Source organism: Methanobrevibacter sp. (assembly GCF_045120835.1).
Lineage (GTDB): Archaea > Methanobacteriota > Methanobacteria > Methanobacteriales > Methanobacteriaceae > Methanocatella.
Genome location: NZ_JBGVFE010000013.1, coordinates 13,464 through 38,639 on the forward strand (window position 1 = coordinate 13,464; position 25,176 = coordinate 38,639).

The 25,176-nt window shown below is 34.9% G+C and carries 27 protein-coding genes; 20 read left to right on the forward strand and 7 right to left on the reverse strand.

The genetic code is table 11. The annotated features are described in order from the left end of the window. Positions 1–43 precede the first annotated feature (43 nt). From ACJMLO_RS01585 to ACJMLO_RS01615, 7 genes are all read left to right on the forward strand, one after another. Positions 44–310 (forward strand): PRC-barrel domain-containing protein, encoded by a 267-nt coding sequence (locus tag ACJMLO_RS01585; RefSeq protein ID WP_405293257.1) that lies wholly within the window; start codon positions 44–46, stop codon positions 308–310. Between the two features lie 119 nt (positions 311–429). Beyond that, the gene (locus ACJMLO_RS01590; RefSeq protein WP_405293259.1) at positions 430–1,185 is read left to right on the forward strand and encodes an ABC transporter ATP-binding protein; all 756 of its coding nucleotides are present in this window, start codon (positions 430–432) and stop codon (positions 1,183–1,185) included. After that, positions 1,154–2,404 (forward strand): SufB/SufD family protein, encoded by a 1,251-nt coding sequence (locus tag ACJMLO_RS01595; RefSeq protein WP_405293261.1) that lies wholly within the window; start codon positions 1,154–1,156, stop codon positions 2,402–2,404. Before ACJMLO_RS01590 ends, ACJMLO_RS01595 begins: the two co-directional genes overlap by 32 nt. A gap of 310 nt (positions 2,405–2,714) precedes the next feature. Then, positions 2,715–3,140: a hydrogenase iron-sulfur subunit gene (locus ACJMLO_RS01600; protein WP_405293262.1), complete on the forward strand. Its 426-nt coding sequence runs from the start codon at positions 2,715–2,717 to the stop codon at positions 3,138–3,140. A 15-nt stretch (positions 3,141–3,155) separates the two neighbouring features. Then, positions 3,156–4,082 carry a F420-nonreducing hydrogenase gene (locus tag ACJMLO_RS01605; protein WP_405293264.1) on the forward strand — a complete coding sequence of 309 codons (927 nt, stop codon included), beginning with the start codon at positions 3,156–3,158 and terminating at the stop codon, positions 4,080–4,082. Between the two features lies 1 nt (position 4,083). Beyond that, a complete protein-coding gene (locus ACJMLO_RS01610) occupies positions 4,084–5,511 on the forward strand; it encodes a Ni/Fe hydrogenase subunit alpha (protein ID WP_405293266.1) in 1,428 nt (475 codons plus the stop codon). Positions 5,512–5,531: 20 nt separating this feature from the next. Then, positions 5,532–6,767 carry a 4Fe-4S binding protein gene (locus tag ACJMLO_RS01615; RefSeq protein ID WP_405293268.1) on the forward strand — a complete coding sequence of 412 codons (1,236 nt, stop codon included), beginning with the start codon at positions 5,532–5,534 and terminating at the stop codon, positions 6,765–6,767. Positions 6,768–6,809: 42 nt separating this feature from the next. Here ACJMLO_RS01615 and ACJMLO_RS01620 read toward each other — a convergent pair whose 3' ends face one another. After that, entirely contained in the window at positions 6,810–8,066 is a 1,257-nt protein-coding gene (locus tag ACJMLO_RS01620; RefSeq protein WP_405293270.1) for a dihydroorotase, read from the reverse strand. Positions 8,067–8,149: 83 nt separating this feature from the next. Here ACJMLO_RS01620 and ACJMLO_RS01625 point away from each other — a divergent pair, with 83 nt between their 5' ends. After that, positions 8,150–9,241, forward strand: coding sequence for a nucleotidyltransferase family protein (locus tag ACJMLO_RS01625; RefSeq protein WP_405293272.1), 1,092 nt, complete (start codon positions 8,150–8,152; stop codon positions 9,239–9,241). On the opposite strand, the gene ACJMLO_RS01630 is transcribed toward ACJMLO_RS01625, so the two are convergent. Then, positions 9,224–10,183 carry a hypothetical protein gene (locus ACJMLO_RS01630; protein WP_405293274.1) on the reverse strand — a complete coding sequence of 320 codons (960 nt, stop codon included), beginning with the start codon at positions 10,181–10,183 and terminating at the stop codon, positions 9,224–9,226. The two genes, ACJMLO_RS01625 and ACJMLO_RS01630, sit on opposite strands and share 18 nt — an antisense overlap. Before the next feature lie 70 nt (positions 10,184–10,253). After that, a complete protein-coding gene (locus tag ACJMLO_RS01635; RefSeq protein ID WP_405293276.1) occupies positions 10,254–10,484 on the reverse strand; it encodes a KEOPS complex subunit Pcc1 in 231 nt (76 codons plus the stop codon). 204 nt (positions 10,485–10,688) lie between these two features. Between ACJMLO_RS01635 and rplJ the strand changes: the two genes are divergently transcribed. The 3 genes from rplJ to mfnA all read left to right on the forward strand — a co-directional run bounded on the left by rplJ (position 10,689) and on the right by mfnA (position 14,842). Continuing rightward, positions 10,689–11,171: a 50S ribosomal protein L16 gene (gene rplJ / locus ACJMLO_RS01640; RefSeq protein ID WP_405293278.1), complete on the forward strand. Its 483-nt coding sequence runs from the start codon at positions 10,689–10,691 to the stop codon at positions 11,169–11,171. Between the two features lie 175 nt (positions 11,172–11,346). Further along, positions 11,347–13,623, forward strand: coding sequence for a phosphoenolpyruvate synthase (gene ppsA / locus ACJMLO_RS01645; RefSeq protein ID WP_405293280.1), 2,277 nt, complete (start codon positions 11,347–11,349; stop codon positions 13,621–13,623). Between the two features lie 61 nt (positions 13,624–13,684). After that, a complete protein-coding gene (gene mfnA / locus ACJMLO_RS01650; RefSeq protein WP_405293282.1) occupies positions 13,685–14,842 on the forward strand; it encodes a tyrosine decarboxylase MfnA in 1,158 nt (385 codons plus the stop codon). On the opposite strand, the gene ACJMLO_RS01655 is transcribed toward mfnA, so the two are convergent. From ACJMLO_RS01655 to ACJMLO_RS01670, 4 genes are read right to left on the reverse strand one after another with little or no spacing between them, the layout of a single operon-like run. After that, the gene (locus ACJMLO_RS01655) at positions 14,839–15,210 is read right to left on the reverse strand and encodes a dihydroneopterin aldolase family protein (RefSeq protein WP_405293284.1); all 372 of its coding nucleotides are present in this window, start codon (positions 15,208–15,210) and stop codon (positions 14,839–14,841) included. The genes mfnA and ACJMLO_RS01655 overlap by 4 nt on opposite strands. Further along, complete coding sequence (locus ACJMLO_RS01660; RefSeq protein ID WP_405293286.1) at positions 15,210–15,929, reverse strand: sortase; 720 nt, start codon at positions 15,927–15,929, stop codon at positions 15,210–15,212. Before ACJMLO_RS01660 ends, ACJMLO_RS01655 begins: the two co-directional genes overlap by 1 nt. 36 nt (positions 15,930–15,965) lie before the next feature. Further along, positions 15,966–17,129 carry a DUF515 domain-containing protein gene (locus ACJMLO_RS01665; protein WP_405293288.1) on the reverse strand — a complete coding sequence of 388 codons (1,164 nt, stop codon included), beginning with the start codon at positions 17,127–17,129 and terminating at the stop codon, positions 15,966–15,968. A gap of 60 nt (positions 17,130–17,189) precedes the next feature. After that, positions 17,190–17,885, reverse strand: a complete 696-nt coding sequence (locus ACJMLO_RS01670; RefSeq protein ID WP_405293290.1) for an archaetidylserine synthase — start codon at positions 17,883–17,885, stop codon at positions 17,190–17,192. Between the two features lie 423 nt (positions 17,886–18,308). Here ACJMLO_RS01670 and ACJMLO_RS01675 point away from each other — a divergent pair, with 423 nt between their 5' ends. The 9 genes from ACJMLO_RS01675 to ACJMLO_RS01715 all read left to right on the forward strand — a co-directional run bounded on the left by ACJMLO_RS01675 (position 18,309) and on the right by ACJMLO_RS01715 (position 25,168). After that, the gene (locus tag ACJMLO_RS01675) at positions 18,309–18,947 is read left to right on the forward strand and encodes a hypothetical protein (protein ID WP_405293292.1); all 639 of its coding nucleotides are present in this window, start codon (positions 18,309–18,311) and stop codon (positions 18,945–18,947) included. Positions 18,948–18,949: 2 nt separating this feature from the next. After that, the gene (locus tag ACJMLO_RS01680) at positions 18,950–20,023 is read left to right on the forward strand and encodes a rod shape-determining protein (RefSeq protein ID WP_405293294.1); all 1,074 of its coding nucleotides are present in this window, start codon (positions 18,950–18,952) and stop codon (positions 20,021–20,023) included. 41 nt (positions 20,024–20,064) lie between these two features. Beyond that, complete coding sequence (gene rnhB / locus ACJMLO_RS01685) at positions 20,065–20,679, forward strand: ribonuclease HII (RefSeq protein ID WP_405293296.1); 615 nt, start codon at positions 20,065–20,067, stop codon at positions 20,677–20,679. A gap of 93 nt (positions 20,680–20,772) precedes the next feature. Further along, positions 20,773–21,612 carry a MotA/TolQ/ExbB proton channel family protein gene (locus ACJMLO_RS01690; RefSeq protein WP_405293298.1) on the forward strand — a complete coding sequence of 280 codons (840 nt, stop codon included), beginning with the start codon at positions 20,773–20,775 and terminating at the stop codon, positions 21,610–21,612. Between the two features lie 9 nt (positions 21,613–21,621). Next, positions 21,622–22,035 (forward strand): ExbD/TolR family protein, encoded by a 414-nt coding sequence (locus ACJMLO_RS01695; RefSeq protein ID WP_405293300.1) that lies wholly within the window; start codon positions 21,622–21,624, stop codon positions 22,033–22,035. 14 nt (positions 22,036–22,049) lie between these two features. Continuing rightward, the gene (locus ACJMLO_RS01700; protein ID WP_405293302.1) at positions 22,050–22,676 is read left to right on the forward strand and encodes an IMP cyclohydrolase; all 627 of its coding nucleotides are present in this window, start codon (positions 22,050–22,052) and stop codon (positions 22,674–22,676) included. A 24-nt stretch (positions 22,677–22,700) separates the two neighbouring features. Beyond that, complete coding sequence (locus ACJMLO_RS01705; RefSeq protein WP_405293304.1) at positions 22,701–23,474, forward strand: coenzyme F420-0:L-glutamate ligase; 774 nt, start codon at positions 22,701–22,703, stop codon at positions 23,472–23,474. A 7-nt stretch (positions 23,475–23,481) separates the two neighbouring features. Continuing rightward, positions 23,482–24,387: a 2-phospho-L-lactate transferase gene (cofD, locus tag ACJMLO_RS01710; RefSeq protein WP_405293332.1), complete on the forward strand. Its 906-nt coding sequence runs from the start codon at positions 23,482–23,484 to the stop codon at positions 24,385–24,387. A gap of 19 nt (positions 24,388–24,406) precedes the next feature. After that, positions 24,407–25,168: a GTP cyclohydrolase III gene (locus tag ACJMLO_RS01715; protein ID WP_405293306.1), complete on the forward strand. Its 762-nt coding sequence runs from the start codon at positions 24,407–24,409 to the stop codon at positions 25,166–25,168. Positions 25,169–25,176 lie beyond the last annotated feature (8 nt).

Sequence of the window (25,176 nt, forward strand, 5' to 3'; positions counted from 1 at the left end):
TTTAATAATTATATAAGTAAAATTATTTTTATCAGGTGATTAAATGGAAAATAAACAAATTCCTAAAAGAGAAGAAAAATTATGGAGTGAAATTAAAAACTATCAAGTAGCTACCAACAATGCACGTATTCTTGGTGTATTGGACGAATTAATTATCAATGAAAAAACCGGTAAAATCGTTGATATTGCTATTAGGATAGAAAGTGACCGCAATATTCATGTTAAAGGCGCTAAAAGAAACGGAGACTTGTTGTTAGTTCCTTTTGCTAAAGTTGAAAAAGTCGGCGAATTTATTATTGTAACTGAATAATTTCAGTTATTACTCTTTTTTTATAATTTTTTTTAACTGTATTACTTAACTATTTATATTTTGGAAATTATACTATTATAGTATATAACAAATTCATATTTATTTTAAAAGGTGATTGTATGTTGCTTGAAATAGAAAATTTGGCTGTTGAAGTGGCCGGTAAAAGAGTTTTAAAGGACATCAATCTTTCAATAGCTGAAGGAGAAACTCATGTTCTTTTAGGACCTAATGGTGCTGGTAAAAGTACTTTATTTTTAACTATTTTAGGTTTTCCACAATATGAAATAGTAGAAGGTTCTATTAAATTTAAAGGTCAGGACATTACTAATTTGACTACTGCTGAAAGGGTTAAGTTAGGTATTGGCGTAAGTTTCCAATCTCCTCCATCAATTAGAGGAGTGTCCGTTAGAGATTTGATAAAGATTATTTCTAATCAAGATGTAAATGAAGATTTAAATCCAAGGATGCAAGATCTGGCTAAGCAACTTAAGTTCAGTGATGAGTTTTTAGACAGGGATGTTAACTATGGATTTTCCGGAGGAGAGGTAAAACGTTCTGAAATTTTACAGTTACTTGCTCAAATGCCGGATTTCACAATGTTTGATGAACCGGATTCTGGTGTGGATATTGAAAATGTAGAGTTGCTTGCTTCTGAAATAGGAACCTTGCTTGATAAAGACAAGCCACAAGGCGCAAGAAAAAGAAGCGGACTTTTGATTACTCATTTGGGATATATTTTAAACTTTGTCAGTGCCGACAAGGCACATGTTTTGATGAATGGGGTAATTTCTTGTTCTGGAAACCCTACTGAAATTCTTGAAGATATTAGAAAAAACGGCTTTAATGGATGTGTTGAGTGTGCGCAATGTTTATGAGGATGCTGAAAGAGCAAAAGATAAAAAAGCTGCAATAGGTGCTGATGTAACTATCGAAAACTTCACCGATGAAGCAGTCAATGCCTTGGATTTAATTGATGATTTGGATGACTTAAACAAACAGACCAAAAATGATTTGCTGAAAGTCGGTGTGGATACCGATGAGAAAAACAGGTCTGGCTCATTCTTGCAGGTTGATCAGAGTAATATTTTTACAAACAATTCAATGTCCGATTCAATTGAAGTGATGAACATTGGCATTGCACTTGAAAAATACAGCTGGCTTGAAGATTACATTTGGAATGTTGTTAAACCCGATGCAGATAAATACACTGCTAAAACAGCGTTACGTGAGAAGGAAGATGGCATTAAAAGCGGTTACTTTGTAAGGTCCCTTCCGGGAACCTGTGAAGTAATGCCTGTTCAGGCATGCATGTTTATTAGTGATGAGGATATCATGCAGACTGCTCATAATGTAATCATCGCTGAGGAAAACTCCGAATTGCATTTGATTACCGGTTGTGCAACCGGAGATGACATATCTTCTGCAATGCATGTGGGCGTTTCTGAAATGTATCTGAAACCGGGTTCCAAAATCACTTTCACTATGGTTCACAATTGGGCAGAACAGGTTGAAGTCCGTCCTAGAACCGGTGTAAAATTGGGAGACAATTCAACTTATATTAATAATTACATTTTAACAAGTCCTGTCAGTACACTGCAGTCTTATCCTACCGCTTACTGTGATGGAGTTAACTCAAGAGCTATTTTCCAAAGTATTCAGGGAGGTAAAAAGGATTCAATAATTGATGTGGGATCCCGTGTTCTTCTGAATGCTGAAGGAGCTCGTGGTGAAGTTATCTCAAGGGCGGTTTCACAGGATGAATCACAAATCTACTCCAGAGGACATCTTGCAGGTACCGTGCCTGGCGTCAAAGGACACTTGGAATGTCACGGATTAGTTTTGGATGATAATAGTTTTATTTATGCTGTTCCTGAATTGGAGGCCAGTTCTGCTAATTTGGAAATGTCTCACGAAGCTGCTGTCGGTAAAATCTCTGAAGAGGAAATCAATTACCTGACTTCCCGTGGAATTGCCGAGGAGGAAGCCGAATCCATGATTGTTAGAGGATTTTTAAACATGGATATAACAGGCCTTCCTGATGAATTGGCTGAGCAGACTCAAAAAATGATTGATATGAGTGTAGATGGAATGTAATTTCATCTCTTTTTACTTTTTTTATCTTTATTTTCTTTTTTTCAAAAATTTAGTTTCATAGTATATAAACTTTTTGACTTTATTTTCTAAGTAACCTTTATATTAATTATTAATGAAATATATTAATCAGTACATAATGTAATGCTGAGCTAGCTCATTACGTACGTAAAATTGTGATTTTAAGGTGTACCTAAACAGTATTTCCTTAAAATAAAATTTTAAAATTTTTTAAAAAACTTTAAAATTGGGTTTTTGAAAGACGAAAGTTTTTCTAAAACGTAAAAAATATTTATAGAGGAGGAGAAACTCTATGGCTGATGATGTAAAAATTGTAATGTTTTGTTGCAACTGGTGTTCCTATGGAGGAGCAGACACAGCTGGTACTGCACGTATGCAATACCCACCGAATATTAGAGTTATTCGTGTAATGTGTTCTGGAAGAATTGACCCACAATTTGTTTTAAAAGCATTTAAAGAAGGTGCTGACGGTGTATTTGTAGCTGGATGTCACATGGGTGACTGCCACTATGATGCAGGTAACTACAAATTAGATCGTAGAATGAGATTAATCTATAGATTAGTTGAAGATATGGGAATTGGAAAAGAAAGAGTACACCACGACTGGATTTCCGCATCCGAAGGTGAAAAATTCTCTGAATCTGTTAAAATGATGGTTAACAGAATCAAAGATTTAGGTCCAGCTCCATTGAAACAACAATTAGATGCTGAAAACTAGATTGGAGGAATGAATATGGCAGATAAAGTTAAAATAGGAACTATGTGGTTTGGCGGATGTTCCGGTTGCCACTTATCCATTGCGGATTTCCACGAATCCTTAATTGATGTTATGGAATTTGCGGATTTCGAATTTTCCCCTGTGCTCATGGATACTAAATATGATGAAGTACCAGAGTTAGATATTATTATCGTAGAAGGTGGAGTAAGAAACGAAGAAAACAGAGAATTAGCTGAAATGTTAAATGAAAAAGCTAACATGGTTATTTCTTACGGTACTTGTTCATGTTACGGAGGTATTCCAGGTCTCGGTAACTTATGGACTGTTGAAGAATTAGAAGAAGAAGCATACATTAATTCTGTATCTACTGTAAACCCTGAAGGAATTATTCCTCACGAAGATGTTCCTCATCTCGAAAGCAGAGTAAGACCTATCAGTGCAGCTATGGATATTGATTTAATGATTCCAGGTTGTCCACCTCGTTCTGATGTTGTAGCTGAAGCTATTTTAACATTATTAAGAGGAGAAACAATCGAATTACCTTCAACTAACCTTTGTGAAGTATGTCCTAGAGAAAAACCACCTGCTGGTTTAGCTATGGACTTCATTAAAAGACAATTTGAAATTGGTGCTCCTGAACCTGACTTATGTTTAATCAGTCAAGGTTTAGTATGTATGGGTCCTGCTACCGTATCATTATGTGGTGCAGAATGTCCTTCCATTGGTATCCAATGTAGAGGATGTTATGGTCCTACTGCTAAAGTATTAGATCAAGGAGCAAAAATGATCAGTGCGATTGCATCTGACTACGGTGTACAAGAAGATAAAACCGTTGATCCAGAAACTGTTGCTGATCAATTAGATGATATTGTAGGTACTTTCTACAGTTACACATTACCTGCTGCTTTAGTACCAATGAAAATGCAGAAAGGAGGAGAATAAAATGGTTAAGCTTACTATGGAGCCTGTCACTCGTATTGAAGGACACGCAAAAATTACTGTGCATCTAGACGATGCAGGAAACGTGGAAGAAACAAGATTACACGTTATGGAATTCAGAGGGTTCGAAAAATTCTTAACAGGCCGTCCTGTTGAAGAATTGCCAAGACTCGTACCTAGGATTTGTGGTATTTGTGATGTACAACACCACTTAGCAGCTGCAAAAGCAGTGGACCAAATTTTCGGATATGACGATTACGAAATTTTACCTGCTGCATACAGAATGAGAGAAATTATGAACTGGGGTTCTTACATGCACTCCCACGCTCTTCACTTCTACTTCTTAGCTGCACCAGATTTAATTATTCCTAACGGAACTAGAAAAACCAGAAACGTTTTCCAAGTTATTAAAGACATGCCTGAAATTGCACTTCAAGCTATTAATATCAGAAGAAACGGTTTAGAAATGGTTAGAAAAATCGGTGGTCGTCCTATTCACCCTACTTCATCCACTCCTGGTGGTATTTCTACCGAATTAGATGATGAAACTCAAAAAGACTTACTTAAAAGAGCTCAAGACAATGTTGAATTAGCTCAAGCTACTTTAGACTTAGCTATTCCTGTATTTGAAGAAAACATTGACTTAGTATCTTCATTAGGTAACTTCGGTGACACAAGACACTGTGGTACTGTTAAACCTGACGGAACTTGGGATGTATATAACGGTAACATCAGATTCAGAGACAAAGATGGTAGTGACATGTTCGAATACAGAAACGAAGAATATACCGACTATGTTGCTGAACATGTAAAACCTTACTCCTGGTTAAAATTCCCATACATTAAAGAAATGGGATACCCAGAAGGTATTTACAGAGTTGCACCATTATCCAGGATTAATGTTTGTGATCAAATGCCTAAAGAAGCACCTCTTGCACAAGAAGCTCTCAAAGCTTTCCGTGATGCTTTCGGATATGCTCAAGCACCATTATTATTCAACTATGCTAGACTCATTGAATTGTTAGCATCTGCTGAATGTGCTGCTGCAGCATTAGAAGAAGATTTATCAGCACAAAAATTCCCTGATGAATTAGAAAGAACTGAAGGTAAAGGTGTAGGTATTGTAGAAGCTCCTCGTGGTACTTTAATCCACCATTATGAATCAGATGATAATGGATTATGTAATTACGCTAACATTGTTGTAGCTACAATCCAAAACAACCCAGCTATGGAAATGGGTATTCACCAAGTTGCTTTAGACTACATCAAACCTGGCGTAGAAGTAGATGATAGTATCTTCAACTTAATGGAAATGGTTATCAGAGCTTACGACCCATGTTTATCTTGTGCTACCCACTCAATGGATAGTCAAATGAGATTAGCTGAAGTAGATATTGTAGACAGTGAAGGAAACCTCATTAAAAAATTCTAAATTTAAGGGGGTTTTTATAAATGATTGTATTTAACGAAGATGGCTGTATTAAATGTGGTGCTTGTGAAGGTACTTGCCCTACATCAGCTATTGATGTAACACCAAATGCTATTATCCACTGTGACACTTGTGGTGGCGAACCTAAATGTGCAGACGTTTGTCCTAACGGTGCATTAAAAGTTGAAATGTACGAAGTTGCTGAAGGCATAGAACAAGCAAGATTAGTATTTAATTCAATTTTATGTGACTCCTGCGGTAAATGTGCTGAAGTTTGCCCTCAAGAAACTATTGAAGTCACAGGGGCTAAATTAAAAGAAGTTGAAGGTTTCTGTGTAATGTGTCAAAAATGTGTTGACATTTGCCCAGTTGATGTAATTGGAATTCCTGGCGTCAAAGAACCTGCAGAATATGAGTTAGATCTCAAAGGAAAAGGACCAGTTTATATCCAAGATTGTGTTGGATGTGGAACCTGTGTAGAACCTTGTCCTGTAAATGCAATTTCTCTTGAAGAAGTTGGAAGTCCTGTTACTGTTAACGATGACTGTATTAGATGTGGTTTATGTTCTCAAACCTGTCCTTGGAATGCAATATTCATTGCTGAAAAAGTACCAGTCAAACGTACTAAAGAAATCAAATCATTTACTTTCGATTCAGCTAAATGTATAGGTTGTAACACTTGTGTAGAAGCATGTCCTGGAGACTTTATTGCAGCAAACAACGCTAGTTTAACTGTTGCAATTCCTAGTGTCTGTGCGGCATGTGGATTATGTGTAAACCTTTGTCCTGTTGATGCATTAGAAATTGATGTCGAATGGGGTGAAGGAGCACCTGTAGATGCTGAAGGTATTGGAAGAGATGTAGAAAAATGTGATTTCCTCGGTGCATGTGCAAACAAATGTCCTACTGAAGCTATTCGTGTAGTTACCAAAACTGGTATGTCCTGCCCTGCTTTAGTAGAAACCGATGCAGAACCATCTTTCACAAGTTGTATTAGATGTGGAGCATGTGCTTCAATGTGTTCTAACGATGCTTTAAAAGTCGAAAAATACGAAGTCACCATTGATGGTGAAGCAGTAGAAAGAGACAGAATTGCATTCAACCCATCTAAATGTGATCAATGTGGTGATTGTATCGAAGCATGTCCATATGATATGATTCACAAAACAGAAAATCCTAAATTACCAATTGCAGGATTCTGTACCTTATGTGGTCAATGTATTGAGGCATGTAGCGTAGACGCATTATGTTACAAATAGGTGTGTAAACACACCTTACTTTTTTTCTTTTTTTTAAATTAACTATATTTTATCCATAACTGTTTTTCCATTGACTATGGTCATGACGGGCATTCCAATGTATTCCCATCCTTCAAATGGTGAGTATTCTGCTTTTGTTTTAAATTCATCAATGTTGAATTTGCCTTTTTGCTTTAGGTCTATTACTGTAAAATCGGCATCATAGCCAATTTCTATTTTTCCTTTTGAACTTAACCCATAAACCCTGGCGGCATTTTCACTGAAAATTTTTGGAATTATTGAGAAATCCACATTTCCTTTGTTCACTTCGGTTAAAATAAGGGGCACTACAGTTTCAAGGTTTGGAATTCCTGGTGAAGATGTCCAAACTCCTTTGTTTTTGTCCTCAAGTGTATGGGGCGCATGGTCGGTTCCGATTATTGAGTTTTCATCCAAATCACTAATTCTAACCCTGTCTCTTTCAGGTCTTAGTGGAGGATTAGTTTTAATGAATGTGCCATATATATTGTACGAAGAATTATCTAGCAATAAATGATGAGGTGTAAATTCCCAGCTTACAGGCATGCTTTTGCTTGCACTTTTTGCCATACTTAATGATTTGCTTGAACTTAGATGGCAGATATGCAATCGTAAATCATTTGCCCTTGCAAGTTCAATTGCCTGCTTTACAGATTCGTCTTCGGATCGGGTTGGTCGGGCATAGGTATAATCAATAGCGGTATTTTCATCTTTTTGCTTTAGTTTATCGGTTTCTTTTTCAACTATCGATTTTTTCTCACAGTGTGTTGCAACAAGGCCGTTGTAATTGGTGGTCTGTTTTAAAATGGATAGGTCATTGAATATCTTTTCTAGACTTTCATCACTTTCCAGATCCATGAAAACTTTAACCGCAATAGGATTTAGCTTCATCATTTTTTTCATTTCATCTAAATTGTTCGGACCGATTTGGAGTTCGAAGTTAATCGCTGATTTGGATTTGGCTATTCTTATCTTTTCTTTAAGTGATTGGTAAGTGTTTGTTTTTGGAAGAGTGTTTGGCATGTCAATCACGGTTGTGAACCCACCGTTTGCAGCAGCTAGGCTACCACTTTTAAAATCTTCTTTTTGAGTTAATCCCGGATCTCTAAAGTGGATATGCGGGTCGATAAAACCGGAAAGCAAATAATTATTTTTAATATCGATTGTTTCCTCGGCTTTCAGGGGAGTTTTTGAAATGTCTGCTATTTTTCCATTTTCCACTTTTATAAAATATTCTCCATCTTTGTCAACTAACTTACAATTTTTCAAGACTAAATCCATTTCAATCACCTTTCAATTCAATATTTGTCATTAATATTTTTAAAACATAACTTTTTTTTAATCTAAAAACTAAATTTTTTATTATGTCTCAAGTTTCAGATATTCTTAAAAGGGATATGGATTTATTTCATGATGATTTGAATTGTGGGTCTAAAATTTCATACACTGCCTCAGACACGGTTTTGGTCTCGGATTTCACTGAGTATAATCCTTTGCACAATGGTCATTTTCATTGCATGAAAACCGCTAAGGAAATGTTTCCGGAGTCATTATTTGTAGCTATTGTGCCAGGATTATTTGAAAGAAGTGGGAGAGGCATACCATATATATTGCCAAGACATGTCAGGGCAGAAATTGCAATTTCTGTTGGTGCAGACATTGTTGTTGAAGGCCCGCCAATGGGAATAATGGGATCCGGCCAATATTCATTGTGTCTTTGCAAAATGTTTCAGGCGTTGAATACTGATTATATTCCTCGGGGATACAAACCCGTTGAGGGGATGGATGAAATATTAAAAAGAATTAATTTGGGCCATCACATTGCTTCCAAACCTTATAAGATTGTTGACAAAACCACCAAGGAAACTCTTCTAAAGGGCAAGCTTGAGGAAGACAATTATGTAATCACGTCTTTTTCAAATTCCCTGTCAAAAATAGGTTTTGACTATGCAGGTAAATTCATTTTTGTTGAAAGGATAGAAGGGGTAAGCGGCACTTTAATTCGTGAAAGCATTTTGCAGGATAACTTTGATAATGTCTTGGACATGATGCCTCAAAAGACCATTGAGGTATTGAAGCGTGAAATCAAATCCGGAGGCATAATTTATGGGCTTCGTGATGAGGAACGCATTTTGGATACTGCAAATAACTATTCTTTAAACGAGTTGTCCGGCCTAAATTTATTCAATGAAAAATTAGCGAAAAACATCATTGATAACGGACCTTATGGGGACATTGAAACTTTGGAAAAATCAATATTGCATGGATTTTCATCTCATTTTCGCCAAAGGGTACTGAGCATATTGGAAAATCCGATTCCTAAAAATACAATATCCCAATACATTGATAATTATCCATCTAAAATAAGAGTATTGGGCTATAAAAATGAGGAAAGTTTTGAAAAATTTAAAGAAAAAGTCAATAATGAAAATATTTCATTATTGAGCAGGGCTTAATATATTATTAATTACATTTTGAGGGTTTGTTAAACCGTATACTGCATCCATGAATGTTGGATAGTATGTAGTTAATGTAAATATGTATATCAAGTAGTAAATGACAACTAAAATAACCAGAATCAAGATAATGGTTAAAAGAATGTCTACAGCACCCATTGATTCTTTTTCTTCTTGGTAATTCAAGTTGTGAATGTTTTTATCTTTTATTTTTTTGCCACCTTCTTTTTCGCCTAGGATTTCAGCTCTGATTCTTGCTTCCATCTCTTCTGGAGTTTCGTTTTTAGGCGGTTTTGACATTTCACGTTTTTGTGTTAATGGTGGCTCTTCTCTAGGAGTATATGGTTTTCTGGTTAATGAACCGAATTCCTCTTCATCTTTTGCTAATTGTTCTCCTAAAGGAACTTCATTTTCATCAAAGTACAAATCATCTAAGTATTTTTCATATTTGTCTTCTAATTCAGCTCTGGCACTTGTTGGCGCAGGCTCATATGAATGATCTGGATAGATATATTCAGGTTCGTTTTGTGTAATTTGAGGTTCAGGGGCAACTTGAGGTTGTTCGGCTTTTGGTTGAACAGGTTCATTATCGTTTAGATATGATGTTTCAAGACCTCCGTTATATTCAATATTGTCTTTTATGTTGTATGGTGAATCATCACTAATCTGTTTGATTTCATGTGTTGGTTCAGGAGTTTGAGCTACTTTCTCAGTGCCTTGTGTCTGGTAAATATTTTCATTGGCAGGTTGTTTGTTAAGTCTTGCAGGCTCTTGAGCAGGTTGACTGGATTTATTTTCAATTCCAAGGCCTACGATTTTTTCTAAACATTCTTTACAGTATATTTTTCCAGCAATTTCTAAACCACATTCTTTACAAATTGATTTTCCACATATTGCACATGTATCTGTGCTGTCTCTGTCAGGATGATAATAACATTCCATAAATTACACTCTCTCAACGAATTAATATATATTAATTTTATATATGTTTTTTTTATTTATATAAAACTTTTCATTGTTTAGTTTTTGTGATGATTTTCTCAACAACAATTTCTGAAGCAACCAAATCATCGACGGTAGCAAGAAAACTTCCTAACTTTTCACTTTCCATATTATAATCAATGGAATTGCCATTTAATTTTGAACGCAGGAAATTTTCATTGTCAACTTCAAGTGAGTCAAATGACAATTTGGCATTTTTTTCATCTTTATATATGAAAGTAATATTTCCATTAATCTTCATAGTAACGAATATGTATTTTATCATCTAAAATATTTTTGTTGTCAAAATTTTAAAATTAGGGTAACCTTTATTAATAAGTTAATCAATATATTTAACTATTCTATTATATTACGATATAATTTTTATATAGCTATTGTTGGATAATTACTATTTTTAGCTATCTTTAATTAAAAAACATTTTATGTTTATTTTGGAGGAATAATAATGGTTCGTGCTTATACAAGAAGAGATTATATTAGAAAAACCCCAAATTCAAGAATCGTGCAATACGATATGGGTAACTTAAAAGATGAATTTCCAGTTTCATTAAGTTTAGCTGTTAAAAAACCAGCTCAAATTAGACACAATTCTTTAGAAGCTGCTAGGATTGCTTCTAACAGATTAATGCAAAGAGCAGCTGGAAGAATGGGTTATCACTTAAAATTAAGAGTTTACCCACATCAAATCGTAAGAGAAAACCCAATGGCAACTGGTGCAGGAGCAGATAGGGTTCAAAGTGGTATGAGAAATGCTTTCGGTAAACCTATTTCCGTTGAAGCTATTGTCAAAAAAGATCAAAGGATAATCACTATTGATTGTCAAGCTAAAAACTTTGAACAAGCTAAAGTCGCACTTAAAAGAGCAGGCATGAAATTACCTGTCCCTTGTAAAATTGTTGTCGACAAAGGCGAAGACTTAATTAAATAGATTTATTTAATTAATCTTTTTTTTACTCTTTTTTTATTCATTAATTTTTTTTCAAAAACTTTTTTTCATTAAATATTTAAACATTAAAAAACATAATAAAATATAATATTGACTTTGTTTTTACTTTTTAAATATTGTCAATTTATTAATATTTTAATCCAAGAGGTTATATTTCATGTATGTTGTAAAATTTGAGGATTTATCTAAATCCGATATTGGGATTGCAGGTGGAAAAGGTGCAAATTTGGGTGAATTGACCCAAGCAGGCATTCCGGTGCCACCTGGTTTTGTTGTAACTGCTCAAGCTTATGAATATTTCATGGATGAGGCAGGAATTAATGATAAGGTTATGAGTATTCTTGAGGAAATTGACATTAATGATACTAAGGCTCTTCAAGCGGCAGCTGAAGAAATCAAATCTATTATCATTGAATCTCCAATTCCAAATGATTTGGTTGTATTCATTCGTGAATATTATAATCAGCTTTGCCAAAAAGTTGGTGAGGATGATACTGATGTGGCAATTAGGTCATCTGCTACAGCTGAAGATTTGCCTGAAGCTTCATTTGCAGGCCAACAAGATACTTTCTTACATGTTTCTGGGGACGATGAAGTAATTGAATACATTAGAAAGTGTTGGGCTTCTTTATTTGAAGCAAGAGCAATTTTCTACAGGGAAGAAAACAACTTTGAACATTCAAAAGTTTACATTGCCGTAGTTGTTCAAAAAATGGCAAATGCAGATAAGGCAGGTGTAATGTTTACAGTTAACCCTTCAACCGGTGAAGAAATTGCTTTAATCGAAGGATCTTGGGGTCTTGGTGAATCTGTTGTATCTGGAGATGTAACTCCGGATAATTATCAAGTTGATAAGAAAGATAATGAGATTATCAATGTTACAATTAGTGATAAAAAGGTAATGTACACTAATGATGAAAACGGTACAAGTGTAAAAGTTGATGTTCCTGAAGATAAAAGAAAGGAAAGAGTATTGTCTGATGATGAACTCATTGAATTAACTGAAATGGGTAAAAGAGTTCAAGCTCATTATGGAGAACCAATGGACACTGAATGGGCATTTGAAAAAGATATGCTATTCTTATTACAGGCTAGACCTATTACTACCTTAGGCGATGTTGAAGAGGCTACCGAAGATGATGCCGCTTCCGATTTAGGTCAAGTTCTTGTAAGAGGTCTTGGAGCAAGTCCTGGAATGGCTGCGGGTAAAGTCAAAATCGTTTTAGACATTGATGAGTTAGATAAGATTAAGGAAGGAGACGTAATGGTTACAACAATGACCACACCGGATATGGTCCCTGCTATGAAAAGGGCAAGTGGTATTGTAACCGATGAAGGTGGAGTAACCTGTCATGCTTCAATCATTTCAAGAGAACTTGGAATTCCTTGTGTTGTGGGAACTGGAGATGCTACAACCACATTAAAAGAAAATACTGGAGTTACCTTGGACGGTAAAAAAGGATTGGTATTTGAAGGAATTTCAGAAACTAAAGAAGAGGCTCCTGTTGCAGCCAATGTTGAAGCTGCTCCAATTATTACAGTAACTGAAGTTAAAGCTAATGTAAGTATGCCTGAAGCAGCTGAAAAAGCAGCAGCGACCGGTGCAGATGGTGTTGGACTTTTAAGAACTGAACATTTAATGTTGACTTCCGGTATTCACCCAGGTAAATTCATTGCTGATGGAAGAGAAGACGAGCTAATCGATACAATTGCAGACAATGTTCAAATCGTAGCTGATGCATTCTATCCAAAACCGGTATGGTACAGAACTTTAGACGCACCAACTGATGAATTTATCACTTTGGAAGGTGGAGAAAATGAACCTAGGGAACATAACCCAATGCTTGGTTGGAGAGGTATCAGAAGAGAGCTTGACCAGCCGGAAATCCTTAAATGCGAATTTAGAGCTATTAAAAAATTGCATGAGAAAGGATACACAAACATTGGTATTATGATTCCACTGTCACAAAGTCCTGAAGAGCTTAAAAAAGCAAAAGCACTCTGTTCTGAAGTAGGTTTCGAACCTCACAAGGATGTTGACTTTGGTATGATGGTTGAAATTCCTGCAGCTGCAATAATGATTGACGAGTATATTAAAGTAGGTATTGACTTTGTAAGTTTAGGTACCAATGATTTAACTCAATACACTCTTGCAGTTGACAGAAACAACGAGTTTGTAGCAAAACACTATACTGAAGAACACCCTGCAGTCATGAAATTGATTGAAAGAACAATTAGAAAATGTGCTGAAGCCGGTGTAACTTGCAGTATTTGTGGACAAGCAGGCAGTGTGCCTCATATTGTCGAAAAACTTGTTCAATTTGGAATTACAAGTGTATCTTCAAACACTGATGCTATTGCTGATGTTAGAAAAACTGTTGCTCGTGCAGAGCAGAAAATTATTCTTGATGCTGCCCGTAAGCGTATAGAATAATTTTTCTATTTTCTTTTTTTTTATTTTTATTTTTAATTTTAACGAATAATTAGGTTATTTTATGGATGATGAACCAATAGACAAACAGGATATCTTAAATGAATTGGAAGAGCTTCACAAATTAGACCATGATTATGCTGATGGTCGAATTTTGGGATCAATGTGTACAGAGGCACATCCTTTTGCAAAGGAAGTATATTGTAAATTTTTAGATACAAATTTGGGAGATCCTGGGCTTTTTAAAGGAACTAAACATATCGAAAAGGAAGTTATAAATTCTATTGGTGAATTGCTCTCTTTAGATGAAGCTTATGGGAATATTGTAACTGGGGGAACTGAAGCTAATTTAATGGCAATTAGAGCAGCTAGAAATCATGCAAGAAAATATAAAGGAATAACAAATGGGGAGATAATTATTCCTGAATCTGCTCATTTTTCATTTAAAAAAGCTGCAGACATGTTAAACCTAAAAATCGTTGAAGCGAAACTTGATGAAAATTATAAGATTGATGTTGAATCAGTAAAAGAGTCCATATCTGATAAAACAGTAGCAATTGTTGCAATTGCCGGAACTACTGAGTTGGGACTAATTGATCCGATTGAAGAGATTTCCAAAATTGCTTTTGAAAATAATATCTATTTTCATGTTGATGCTGCTTTTGGAGGTTTTTCAATTCCATTTTTAAGGGAATTGGGTCATGATTTGCCCGTATTTGATTTTTCACTTGAAGGGGTTTGTTCCATAACGGTTGATCCTCATAAGATGGGATTGGCTCCGATTCCTGCCGGTGGAATTATATTCAGATGTGAAGAATATTTGGAAGTGATGGCAGTTGATTCACCATATCTGACTGTTAAAACACAATCCACTATTGTTGGAACCCGACTAGGCGCTTCATCTGCTGCAACTTATGCGATAATGAAATATCTTGGAAAAAAAGGTTATTCCAATATTTCTCAAAACTTAATGGGCAACACTAAATTTTTCTCTGAAGGGCTAAAGGAATTGGGCTATGAGATTATCTGCGAGCCCGAATTAAATATAGTTGCATTCAATCATCCGACTATGGATACTAATGAACTGGCAGAAAAATTAGAGAATCTGGGTTGGAAAGTATCAGTTGCTAAGTGTCCAGTCGCTATTCGTGTAGTTCTAATGAATCATATAAAAAGAAATCATTTGGAAGAGTTGTTGGAAGATTTAAAAGACATATATTAATCTTCAATATCTTCAACATACATCAAAGGATAATTTAACTCTTCAATAAATTCGATTCTGATAATCGCTAAAACATCATCAACTTTTGTATGGATTTTAACGTCCAGCATGTCTCCGGTAAGGGAAGTGTAGTCAAACTCGGTCATTGATTCTTCAAGTTTATCAAAACGGATTTCAACTTCCACCTTTTCTATTGCCGGCTGCAGGTTTAAAGATTCTTCCATGGCCTTTTCAAGACTTTCTTTTGAATCCTTATTGACTGGGGTTCCTACAAACTGATGAAACAGGGCACCCATGCTGATGGCACCCTCAAATATCGCTCGTTCTCTTGAACTTATGTTTGAAAAATATTCCTTATCTACGTCCATTATAGTCCTCCATTTAAAAATATTATCTTATCATAAATCATTTCAGAGGGAATCGGATTGATACAACAGTAAAATAGCACGGCGGATATGATTATCACAGTCGCCAGGATATAAATTCTATTGTCCTTTGGATAAAAGAAACTGAAGATTAAACCAATTGCCAAAAATGCTGCGGAAATTATAAGGGCATTTGATTCTTGAGGATTATTTTTAATAATCTCTGTGTTTACTGGTTTGCTGTCTATTAGTTCGCCCTCGACAATTATTCTGTTTTCTGTTGAACCGATCGGATCACAGGTAATTAAATAAGTGTTGTTCTCTCCTTCAGCATTTAATTCATAGCCTGCAGGTACAATGCTTGTATTTACAACACTATATGTTAATTCTCCAACTCCGGGCCATTCTAAGGTAAAGCTGTCTCCAATATCCAATTCATTCAGCCTTAAAAATGGGGATCCCTGAAGTGTCCTGTGCCCATACAATATCACAGGGTTTTCAGTAGGTATATTTTCTCCAGGGTCACTTAAAACCCCCTGATTCAATGATGCATTGTTAATTTTTTCTTCAACTCCAATTGAAGGGATTAGGATTTTGGGAGAATCTATATTTTTTTCAACAATTATTTTTGATGAAAAATAATTCACTTCTCCCATTGCATATAATCCAATTATCAAAAGACAGATTATAACAATTATAGTTGAAATGTTGGGTTTATTCATATTACCACTTTTGTCATATCTACTATAATATATTTCTTAATTTTGATATGTTGCACTTATTTCAGACACCATCCAATCTGGTGCATCTGATGTTGGAATTGTCAATACGATGTCATCCATATTATCTAGAATGTAGTTTACTTTATCCTGCGGTGTTTCAATTAAAAGCATGTACTGTGCATCCAGATCTCCCAAATTAATTTGCCTTTCGTAATTGGATAGCTTTACGCCATAGTTTTCAAGCAGTTCAAATGTTTCATTTTCATCATAACCGTTAACAATGGCCCCCTTAATCATTTCCAATATGTCTGATGAAAAACTTTTTGTGTTTTCATGAGGATTGGTGGTGTTTCCTGCAACTTTTGTATGGGTTTTTGAATATTCGGAGTCGATTTCGCCGTTGTCCTCATATCTCATTATCGATAAAACGGTGCATCCGCTCACTTCTGGAGAGGTTGAATTTGTTGCATTTTCATATGTGGAATTATTGTTTGTATAAATGTCAACAACGCTGCCGACTTTTACAAGTCCGGCACCGGCCTGAAGCCTTGAAACCAAAATCGGAACGGATACAGTGTTCGGCTCTTCAAATTTGATTTTTGAAAGGACTCTTGCATCATTTTCATTCACGATTTTCATCGCTTCAGCAAAGGACATTATGGTATTGGTGTCGTTTTCATAAATGGCCATTGTTCTGTTGTATTTGTCCTGATTTAGATTAATGGATTTTTTATGGAATTCTTTCCAGTCCTTTGTTGCGGGTGTTATTATATTTATTGCATTTATCTCATCGGGGTTATTTGCATCATTGATCTGCTCTTCCAATAGGTATGCGTTTGGGGAGGTTGTTATGCCCCCTGTGTATAGCTCATGAAGTTCATTTAACTTTGTTGTTTTTGCAAGGGATAACTGCTCCTGAGAAGGTTCATATATTAAAAAATAATAGGCGGAGATTATTAATGTCAGTAGGATTACTGTAGTTATAATCACTCCAATTTTTCTTTTCTTCTCATCATCGCTTATGTCTATAGATTTTGGAGACAGATACACTCCAAGCTTGTGGTTTAATCTTTTCAGTGGTGTTAATTCATCTTGTTTTTTATTGGGCTTTTTAAGTTCGCTGGAAATCTTATTTTTCAGTTCCTTGCTTTCCTCAAAACCTCTAGGATACAATGGATCTCTTGGTTTTTTATTATTCATTTTAATACCCCTAATTTTAATTGCTGATGGTAATTTAATTAACAGGAGTAAAAAATTACTTTATCTTTTAATTAAATTAATTATTAGGTAGTAAAGACAGAATAATAGCAATAATAGTGCTGGTATGTTCACATTGAATAAAATTATATTGATTGGAAGAATTAACAGTATGATAAGAATTGCTGATAATGATATTATGGGGATATTGTCGAATTTTGGATATCTGATATTGCTTATCATAAGCAGTGAAATGATAACGCTTAATATTAAGGCAATGTAGGGATGGAATAATCCGCTCAGATAGAATGTTGCAACAGCAAATGATATTGCAGGTATTGGAAATCCAATAAAATCGGATGTATCAATCTTACCAGCGATTACATTGTATCTTGTTAATCTTAAAACTCCACAAACAACAATACATAAGCTAACAAGTATCACTATTGTTTGAAATATGCCTGGGGTGGTGTTAATGCAGGTGAATATGAATACTGCAGGAGCTACTCCGAATGAAACGATGTCCGATAAGGAATCGATATTTTTCCCGAAGCCTAAATCGTCCTGTCTATTTATTTTTCGTGCTACCCAACCATCTACGGAGTCAAACATGATTGCAACGAGCATAAGTATTGCAGCAAGTTCAAAATTATGATTGATTGAACTTATGATTGACAGAAATCCTGAACTCATATTTAATAGGGATATGATGTCAGATAGTGCAATAAAACTTTTCATCTCAGTTTGAATGTTGCTCATAATTTAACTCCAGTAATACTATTATTTTCATTTATTATTAATCTTTGCTTGTCATCTGTGTCATTTTTACTTAAATAATTATTAGTTGAGTTATTTTCGTAATTTTATTTGGTTTGAAAAAATTGTTTCCATTTAGTAGTATTTACTTCATAATATATAGCAATTTTTCTTTAAGTTATGGCTTATTGGGTTATATTTAAAAATATTGTTTTTTACAATCTTTTTTAAAAAAAATCCAATGAAAGATAAAATTTATATAGAATATTTTTAATAAATATTAATTGTTAAACTTTATTAAACATCAATAAATTTCTTTATTTATGTATTAAATCGTGAATTAATTTCACTAAATTTAATATATCTTAAAGATTTTGCTTGTTTGTTTAAAAAGAGAATTAATATCAATGAATTGCGAGTAGTTAAATGATAGAAGATAATATACGTATTCTCAGGCAAGCTGCAATGGTTTCATCAGGCACGGATTATAAAATCGAAAAGGCCTGGTGCGTTATTGCAGGAAATGTTGATTTGGTTGATGATATGGCCTATAAAGCTATTGCATCAAATCATCAGGTAAAAATCCTGTTTAGAGAACATGTTATCTTGAATGAGGGAAAACTTGATAAAAAATTTGATTTCATCATGCTTCATGGTAATGCATTGAGTTTAAATGAATTCAATAGCGAAACTAAACAGAATGGTGGGGCATATGTTCAGGTTAATGAGGCACATCTCTTAAATGAGCCTAATTTGATGGTATTGGTTGCTCCGGATGATGTAATCAGGAATGTTGTCTCTTCAATTGAAAAATCAAAAATATCCTTTGCAATATTGCAGGAATCACAGACTACAGGATTTATTGATATCGATTTAAATAACGAGGTTAAATTACCTAACTTTATTAAATCTGTTCTTAAACCGTTTTATAATGCAAATGAAGTTGTTTTATCAACAATTTTAATTTCCGTTGAAAAGGAATCAGCAGTTAATAAAGTTCAAAGTATAGCTACATCTAATAGAGTTTTCGTTATAGATTTTAGAGATATTGTAACGGAGGATTAATCATGAATATTTTTGGAAATGAAGAAGAAGAACCACAAACTGAAAATACTAAAGTTATAAGTAACAGTTTAGGAATTGATTTAGGAACTTTAAATACCGTAATTGCAAAACCTTCAGGTGACAAATTTGATTTATACCAAATTCCATCTGTTGTTGCAGTTAAAAAAGATGATCCGTCTGAAGTTTTAGCTGTCGGTGAAGAAGCTAAAAAAATGCTTGGAAGAACTCCTGAAGATATTCTTGCAGTCCGACCATTAAAAAAAGGCGTTATAGAAAACGTTGTACAGGCTCAGGCATTACTCATCAAAGCAATGCAAATCGGTATTAATGAAGGCGAAACTGTGGGAAGAATAGTCATTGGGATTCCTGGAGATGCGTCTGAAGTGGAAAAAAATGCTGCTGAAGAAATTGGAAGAAAAGCAGGAGCACAAAACATTTTAGTAATTAGTGAAGGATTAGCCGCAGCTATTGGTGCTGGATTGCCTATAGCAGAACCAAACGGTACTATGGTTGTAGATATTGGTGCAGGTTCAACCGATATTGTAATCATTTCTCTTGGTGGCATAAATGACATCGAAACCGTTAGATGTGGTGGAGATGATATTGACAATAAAATCGTAGAGCTTGTTGCAGAAAAATACGATGTAGCTATTGGTATTCATGATGCAGAATCCGCTAAAATGGAAGTTGGAATGGTACATTGTTCCGAACAACTTGAAAACTTAAGTGTTGAAGTAATTGGTAAATCCTTAGAAACTAACAGGCCTAAAAAAGTGGTCATAGATTCAATGTTGGTTGCTGATGCAGTAGAACCTTTCATGCAACAGATTGTCGACGGATTAAATGTAATCTTGGAAAGATTGTCTCCAGAATTAATGATGGGTGTTTACAATAACTCCGTTGCTGTCGGTGGTAGTTCCAGACTCCGTGGAATAAAAGAAAGAATCTTTGATGAGATTGGAATACCAATTGTCATTTCTGAAGATCCAATGACTGTTGTGGCAAAAGGTACTGCTATTGTTGCAGCTGAACCTTTAGCATTAGAACCTGAAGTCCGTCTTAAGGCCATGAAATAAAATTTAATTTTTATTTCATTTCTTTTTTTTATTTGATTTTTATGGATATTTTAGGTGTAGACGAAGCGGGAAGAGGGTCTGTACTGGGGCCCATGGTCATAGCAGGCGTGATTGTTCCTGAAAAAATGGAGAAGGTTCTTGAAAGAATGGGTGTCAAGGATTCTAAAAGACTCGTTCCTAATCGTCGTACTATTTTATCTCGTAAATTGAAAAAAATGTTTGAATATGACATTATTGTGATTACTGCTCGTGAAATTGATGAGATGAGGGCAGAAGGCATTAACCTTAATGAAATTGAGAAAAATGCCATGGAAGAACTAATTTTAAGATTAAAACCTGAAAAAGCTATTGTTGATGCAGTTGATGTAAAGGCTGAACGTTTCCAGGAAAATCTCAGAAAAGACACTGGTTTTGACATTATTGCAGAACATAAGGCCGATGACAACTATATTCAGGTAAGTGCTGCATCCATTATTGCAAAAGCTGAGAGGGATGCCCAAATTGCCGAGATTAATAAAGAATTTATCAAGCAAGGGGGTATCGGTTCTGGCTATCCGTCAGACCCGACTACAAAGAAATTCCTATCAAATTATACTTATGATGAAATGCCTGATTTTGTTCGACGGTCATGGAATACCGTGGCTAAGATGAAATAATTTTTAACTATTTTTTAAACAATATTTAAGTATATGTATTGATAAAGTATTCTTATAAACGATTTTCAATTTAATATATTGATAGTGATAAATATGATTATTGAGTATATTATGCCGTTAATTGATGGTATGATGGATATTTTTACCCAAGGGGGAATTATTACTTATATAATTCTTTTTGTAGGTATTTATGGTCTTATTATTGCATTGAGAAAGATTGCATATCTTAGAAGAATTAGTAAAGTTGACACAACTGAAATATTTGGTGTGGTAACAGCTTCCATGGAAAGAGGTGGGGCTGTTGAAGCTTTAAAACAAATTAATGGTTTTAAAAATCCTATTTCTAGAATTATTTCTGAAACTTTAAAGATCGGTTATAAAAATAAAACCGAAGTCGAAGAAAGTATGGAGCAGATTTTCATTGTTGAAGTTGCTAAAATGACTAAAGGTTTAAGCACAATAAAAACTATTACTGAGCTTGCTCCGTTTTTAGGTTTGATTGGTACTGTTATTGGTATTTGGATGACATTCAAGTCATTAGGTGTTCATCCTGACTCTGCCGCTATGGCTGAAGGTATTTATGTGGCTTTAACAACTACCATCATGGGACTTTTGGTTGCTATTGTATTATTGCCGGTTTATACTTATATCCAGGGACTTATTGAATCGGAAATGGATAAGATTGAACTCGCTACAAAAATGACAAACTGGGGTTATGCAGTAGTAAAAATCAGAGTTGATTCTAATGTGGAATGTGCACTTGAAGCACTTCAGGAAGCTGAAGGTGTTGTAAATACCAGATTAATTTCAGATCCTTATGCCAATATAAAGGTTTCTTTTAAACCAAGTATGTTGGATAAAAGTATTGCGAATATTATTTTAGAGAAATGTAATGTTAATGCTGAGATTACCGAAAGTAAACTAAGACAATAAGGTGATTCAATGGCGATTGATGTTAAAAAACATAAAAAGAAATTTTTAGATCAAAAACCTAGTATCAATTTGGTTCCTTTCATTGATATTCTGTTCACTATAATGATTTTCTTAGTTGTTACAAGTAATTTTTCAGCGACCGATGTTCAAGCAGACACTACAGACGATATTCAGGATACGGGTGGAAAACCTAATGTCACTGATGTTTCTGGTGAAGAGGAATATTATGTAATGCCGGTAGCTAACTTACATAAAGTTACTGTTAATGGACAAGACCGCTCGGATGCGATAGCCGGCAGTGCAGTGGGTGTTCAAGCTAATGTTATTGATCAAGGACAGGTTACTATTAAGCCGGGTGAAATTGTTATTACTACTCCTCCGGGAGTATCAGTTGACATGGCGGTACAACGTCCGGAACTTTAATTGAGGAGAAAAAAATGTATACGGGGAGAATTTTATCAACTGGGATGAATTGTGATGGTAAACCTTTTGTGGCGTATAGGGTATCAAGCAGGTCATTTCCAAATAGGAGATGTTTGAAATTTGATAATCGTGCAGCTGTTGTGCCAAAAGAAGGTTTTGAAAAGGATATTTATGAGAACACCTACATTACATACAATTGTATTCGTATCGTAAGGGATATGGCAATTGTTTCTAATGGTTCTCATACTGATGTTATAGCAGATAAGATAGCTTTAGGAATGAATATTAAAGATGCAATCGCTTATTCATTACTTACTATGGATTATGAAAAAGATGATTATAACACTCCTAGAATTGCTGCTGTTGTTACATCAACAAACAAGAAAGAGGAATATGGCTGTTATGTTGGAATAGCTAATGATAAAAAATTGTTAGTTGAAGAAGTGCCATATGGTAAGGCAGTATTTATTTCCACCTATGGTAGTCAAGTGCATGATGAAGTTGATTTTGAAGCAAAGACCTCACAGGAAGCTGCTAAATATATTTTTGATGAGGGCACCTTTGCGAATTATAAAAAGCCGGTCACATCTAGTGCTGCGGTTTTTGATGGAGAATGGACTATCGATGTCTATAATCCATAATTTTCTTTTTTTTAATATTTTCAGATGATTATTATGAGTATTGAATTATTTGGCTTAGAGGATATTCCTATTGTTGATGGGAATAGTGATATTTCTCAAATTATTAAAGATGCTATCGAAAAGCAGGGATGCGGTTTAAATCATGGTGATATTGTTTTGATTGCCGAAACTTTAATTTCAAAAGCGGAAGAAAACTTCATCAAATTGGATGAGTTAAACCCTTCTGAATTTGCAATCAGGCTTTCAAATGATTCCGGAAAAGACCCAAGATTGGTGGAAGCCATTTTAAATGAATCTAATGAAGTTGTTCGCGTAGGCCCTAATTTCATAATAACCGAAACAAAACATGGATTTGTTTGTGCTAATGCAGGTATTGACGAATCCAATGTTGGAGAGGGTCTGGCCACTCCAATGCCTGAAGATGCCGATAAATCTGCATGTGAAATTCGTGAATATTTGGAAAATGAATTTGATGAAGAAATTGCTGTTATAATTACGGATACTCAGGGAAGGGCTTTTAGGTTTGGAGCCATTGGGACTGCAATCGGTTGTTCCGGCATTTCTCCAATATGGAAACGTGTTGGTGAAAAGGATTTGTATGGCCGTGAATTGGAAACAACTGAAATTGCGACATGCGATGAACTGGCTTCAGCAGCATCTCTTATAATGGGTCAGGCTGATGAAGGTCTTCCGGTTGTTATTGTGCGTGGTTTTGAAGCATTCGATACATTGAGAAATACACATTCAAACATTAAATCGGTTTTAATGCCTAAGAAAGCTGATGTATTTAGAAAATAGGGATATCATGATTACTGTTTTATCTGGGGGGACTGGGACTCCCAAATTGTTGCAAGGTTTAAAGGAAATTGTAGATCCTGCTGATTTGACAATCATTGTAAATACTTTAGAAAATGATTATTTTTCCGGAGTTTATGTCTCAGCAGACATTGATACGGTATTGTATACTCTCTCTGACATGATCAACGATGAAACCTGGTATGGTGTTAAGGGCGACACATTCATTACTCATGAAAGGCTTAATGAGTTGGGTTGCGGGGAATTGCTTAGAATAGGTGATGTTGACCGCGCAACAAAAATACAGAAAACTCAATTGATGGATAAGTATGGTCTTAAGAAGGCCTGTGAAATTCAGGCAAGGAATATGGGTATTGAATCTGAAATCATTCCTATGAGTGAGGAAAAATCAGATATTAAGATTGTCACTGACATAGGGGAGTTGGAGTTTCATGATTTTTTAATTAAACACAAAAGCGAACCTGAAGTTTTAGACATTAAATTTTCTCAGGTCAAACCTGCAGATGGAGTGGTTGATGCAATTAAAAACTCTGAAGCAGTTATTATAGGTCCATCCAATCCAATTACTTCAATTTTGCCAATATTGTCCTTAAAAGGCATTCGTGAAGCATTAAAAGACACTTATGTTATTGCAGTTTCTCCAATTATTGGTTCAGATGCTGTTTCAGGTCCTGCAAGCAAATTCATGAAGGCTTTGGATATTGAAGTCTCATCAGTTGGTGTGGCATCATTATATAAAGATTTTTTAGATAATATTGTTATTGATGATAAAGATTCAAATCTAAAATCACAATTAAATCAAATAGTTAATAAGGTAACAATTACAAATACTATAATGAATAATTTAGGCGTGAAAAAAAATTTAGCCCAAATTATTAAAGATAGTATTCCTTAGTCAAAGAGGCGAATATCAAATGATACAGATGACATTAATACAAATCGACAATTATGGGCCTTGGACTGTAACTCCAAGACCAAGAACTGAATCCGACTTACAAATGCTACAAGCAAATCTATTTGCAGATTTAAACAACCATTTTGGAAACAAAAAAGGTTTAGTTTTCTTTACAAGATTCGATAATCTGCTTGCAATTTCAAACGGCTTAGATGAGGAAGACCATTTAAGAATTCAAAGATCTATCAGAAACAGATTTCCGATTACAGTAAGTATGGGGGTAGGTGCTGCTGAAACTCCTCATGAAGCTCAAAAATTAGCAACTGTAGCTCTTCAAAAAGCTGGAAGTGCACAATCCGGTGAAAGAAAAGAAATTTTAGCTGTTGACAGTTTGGTAAGTGAAGAAGATAGTTTTGTTCAGGCCGCACACATTGACATTAACAGTGTCACAGAAACATTAACCGATATCGAATCTGCTTTTGACACAAGTTTCATGGTTAACAAAGCTCAACATTACTTGATGACTAAATTGATTAAAAAAGGAGCATTATTATTCTTCATTGGTGGAGATAACTTTATGTCTCCATGCAACGGTTTATCCGAACAGGAAATTGAAGACATCATGGTTGAAATTGATGAAGAGATTGGAATCAAACTCAAAGCAGGTATTGGTAGAGGAAAAAATGCTGAAGATGCTGCTTACATGGCAGATATAGGTCTTGAAGAAATCAGAGCTCATAATAATGAAATGTGGACTTGGGTAATCGAAAAGGAATACTGAGGAAAAAT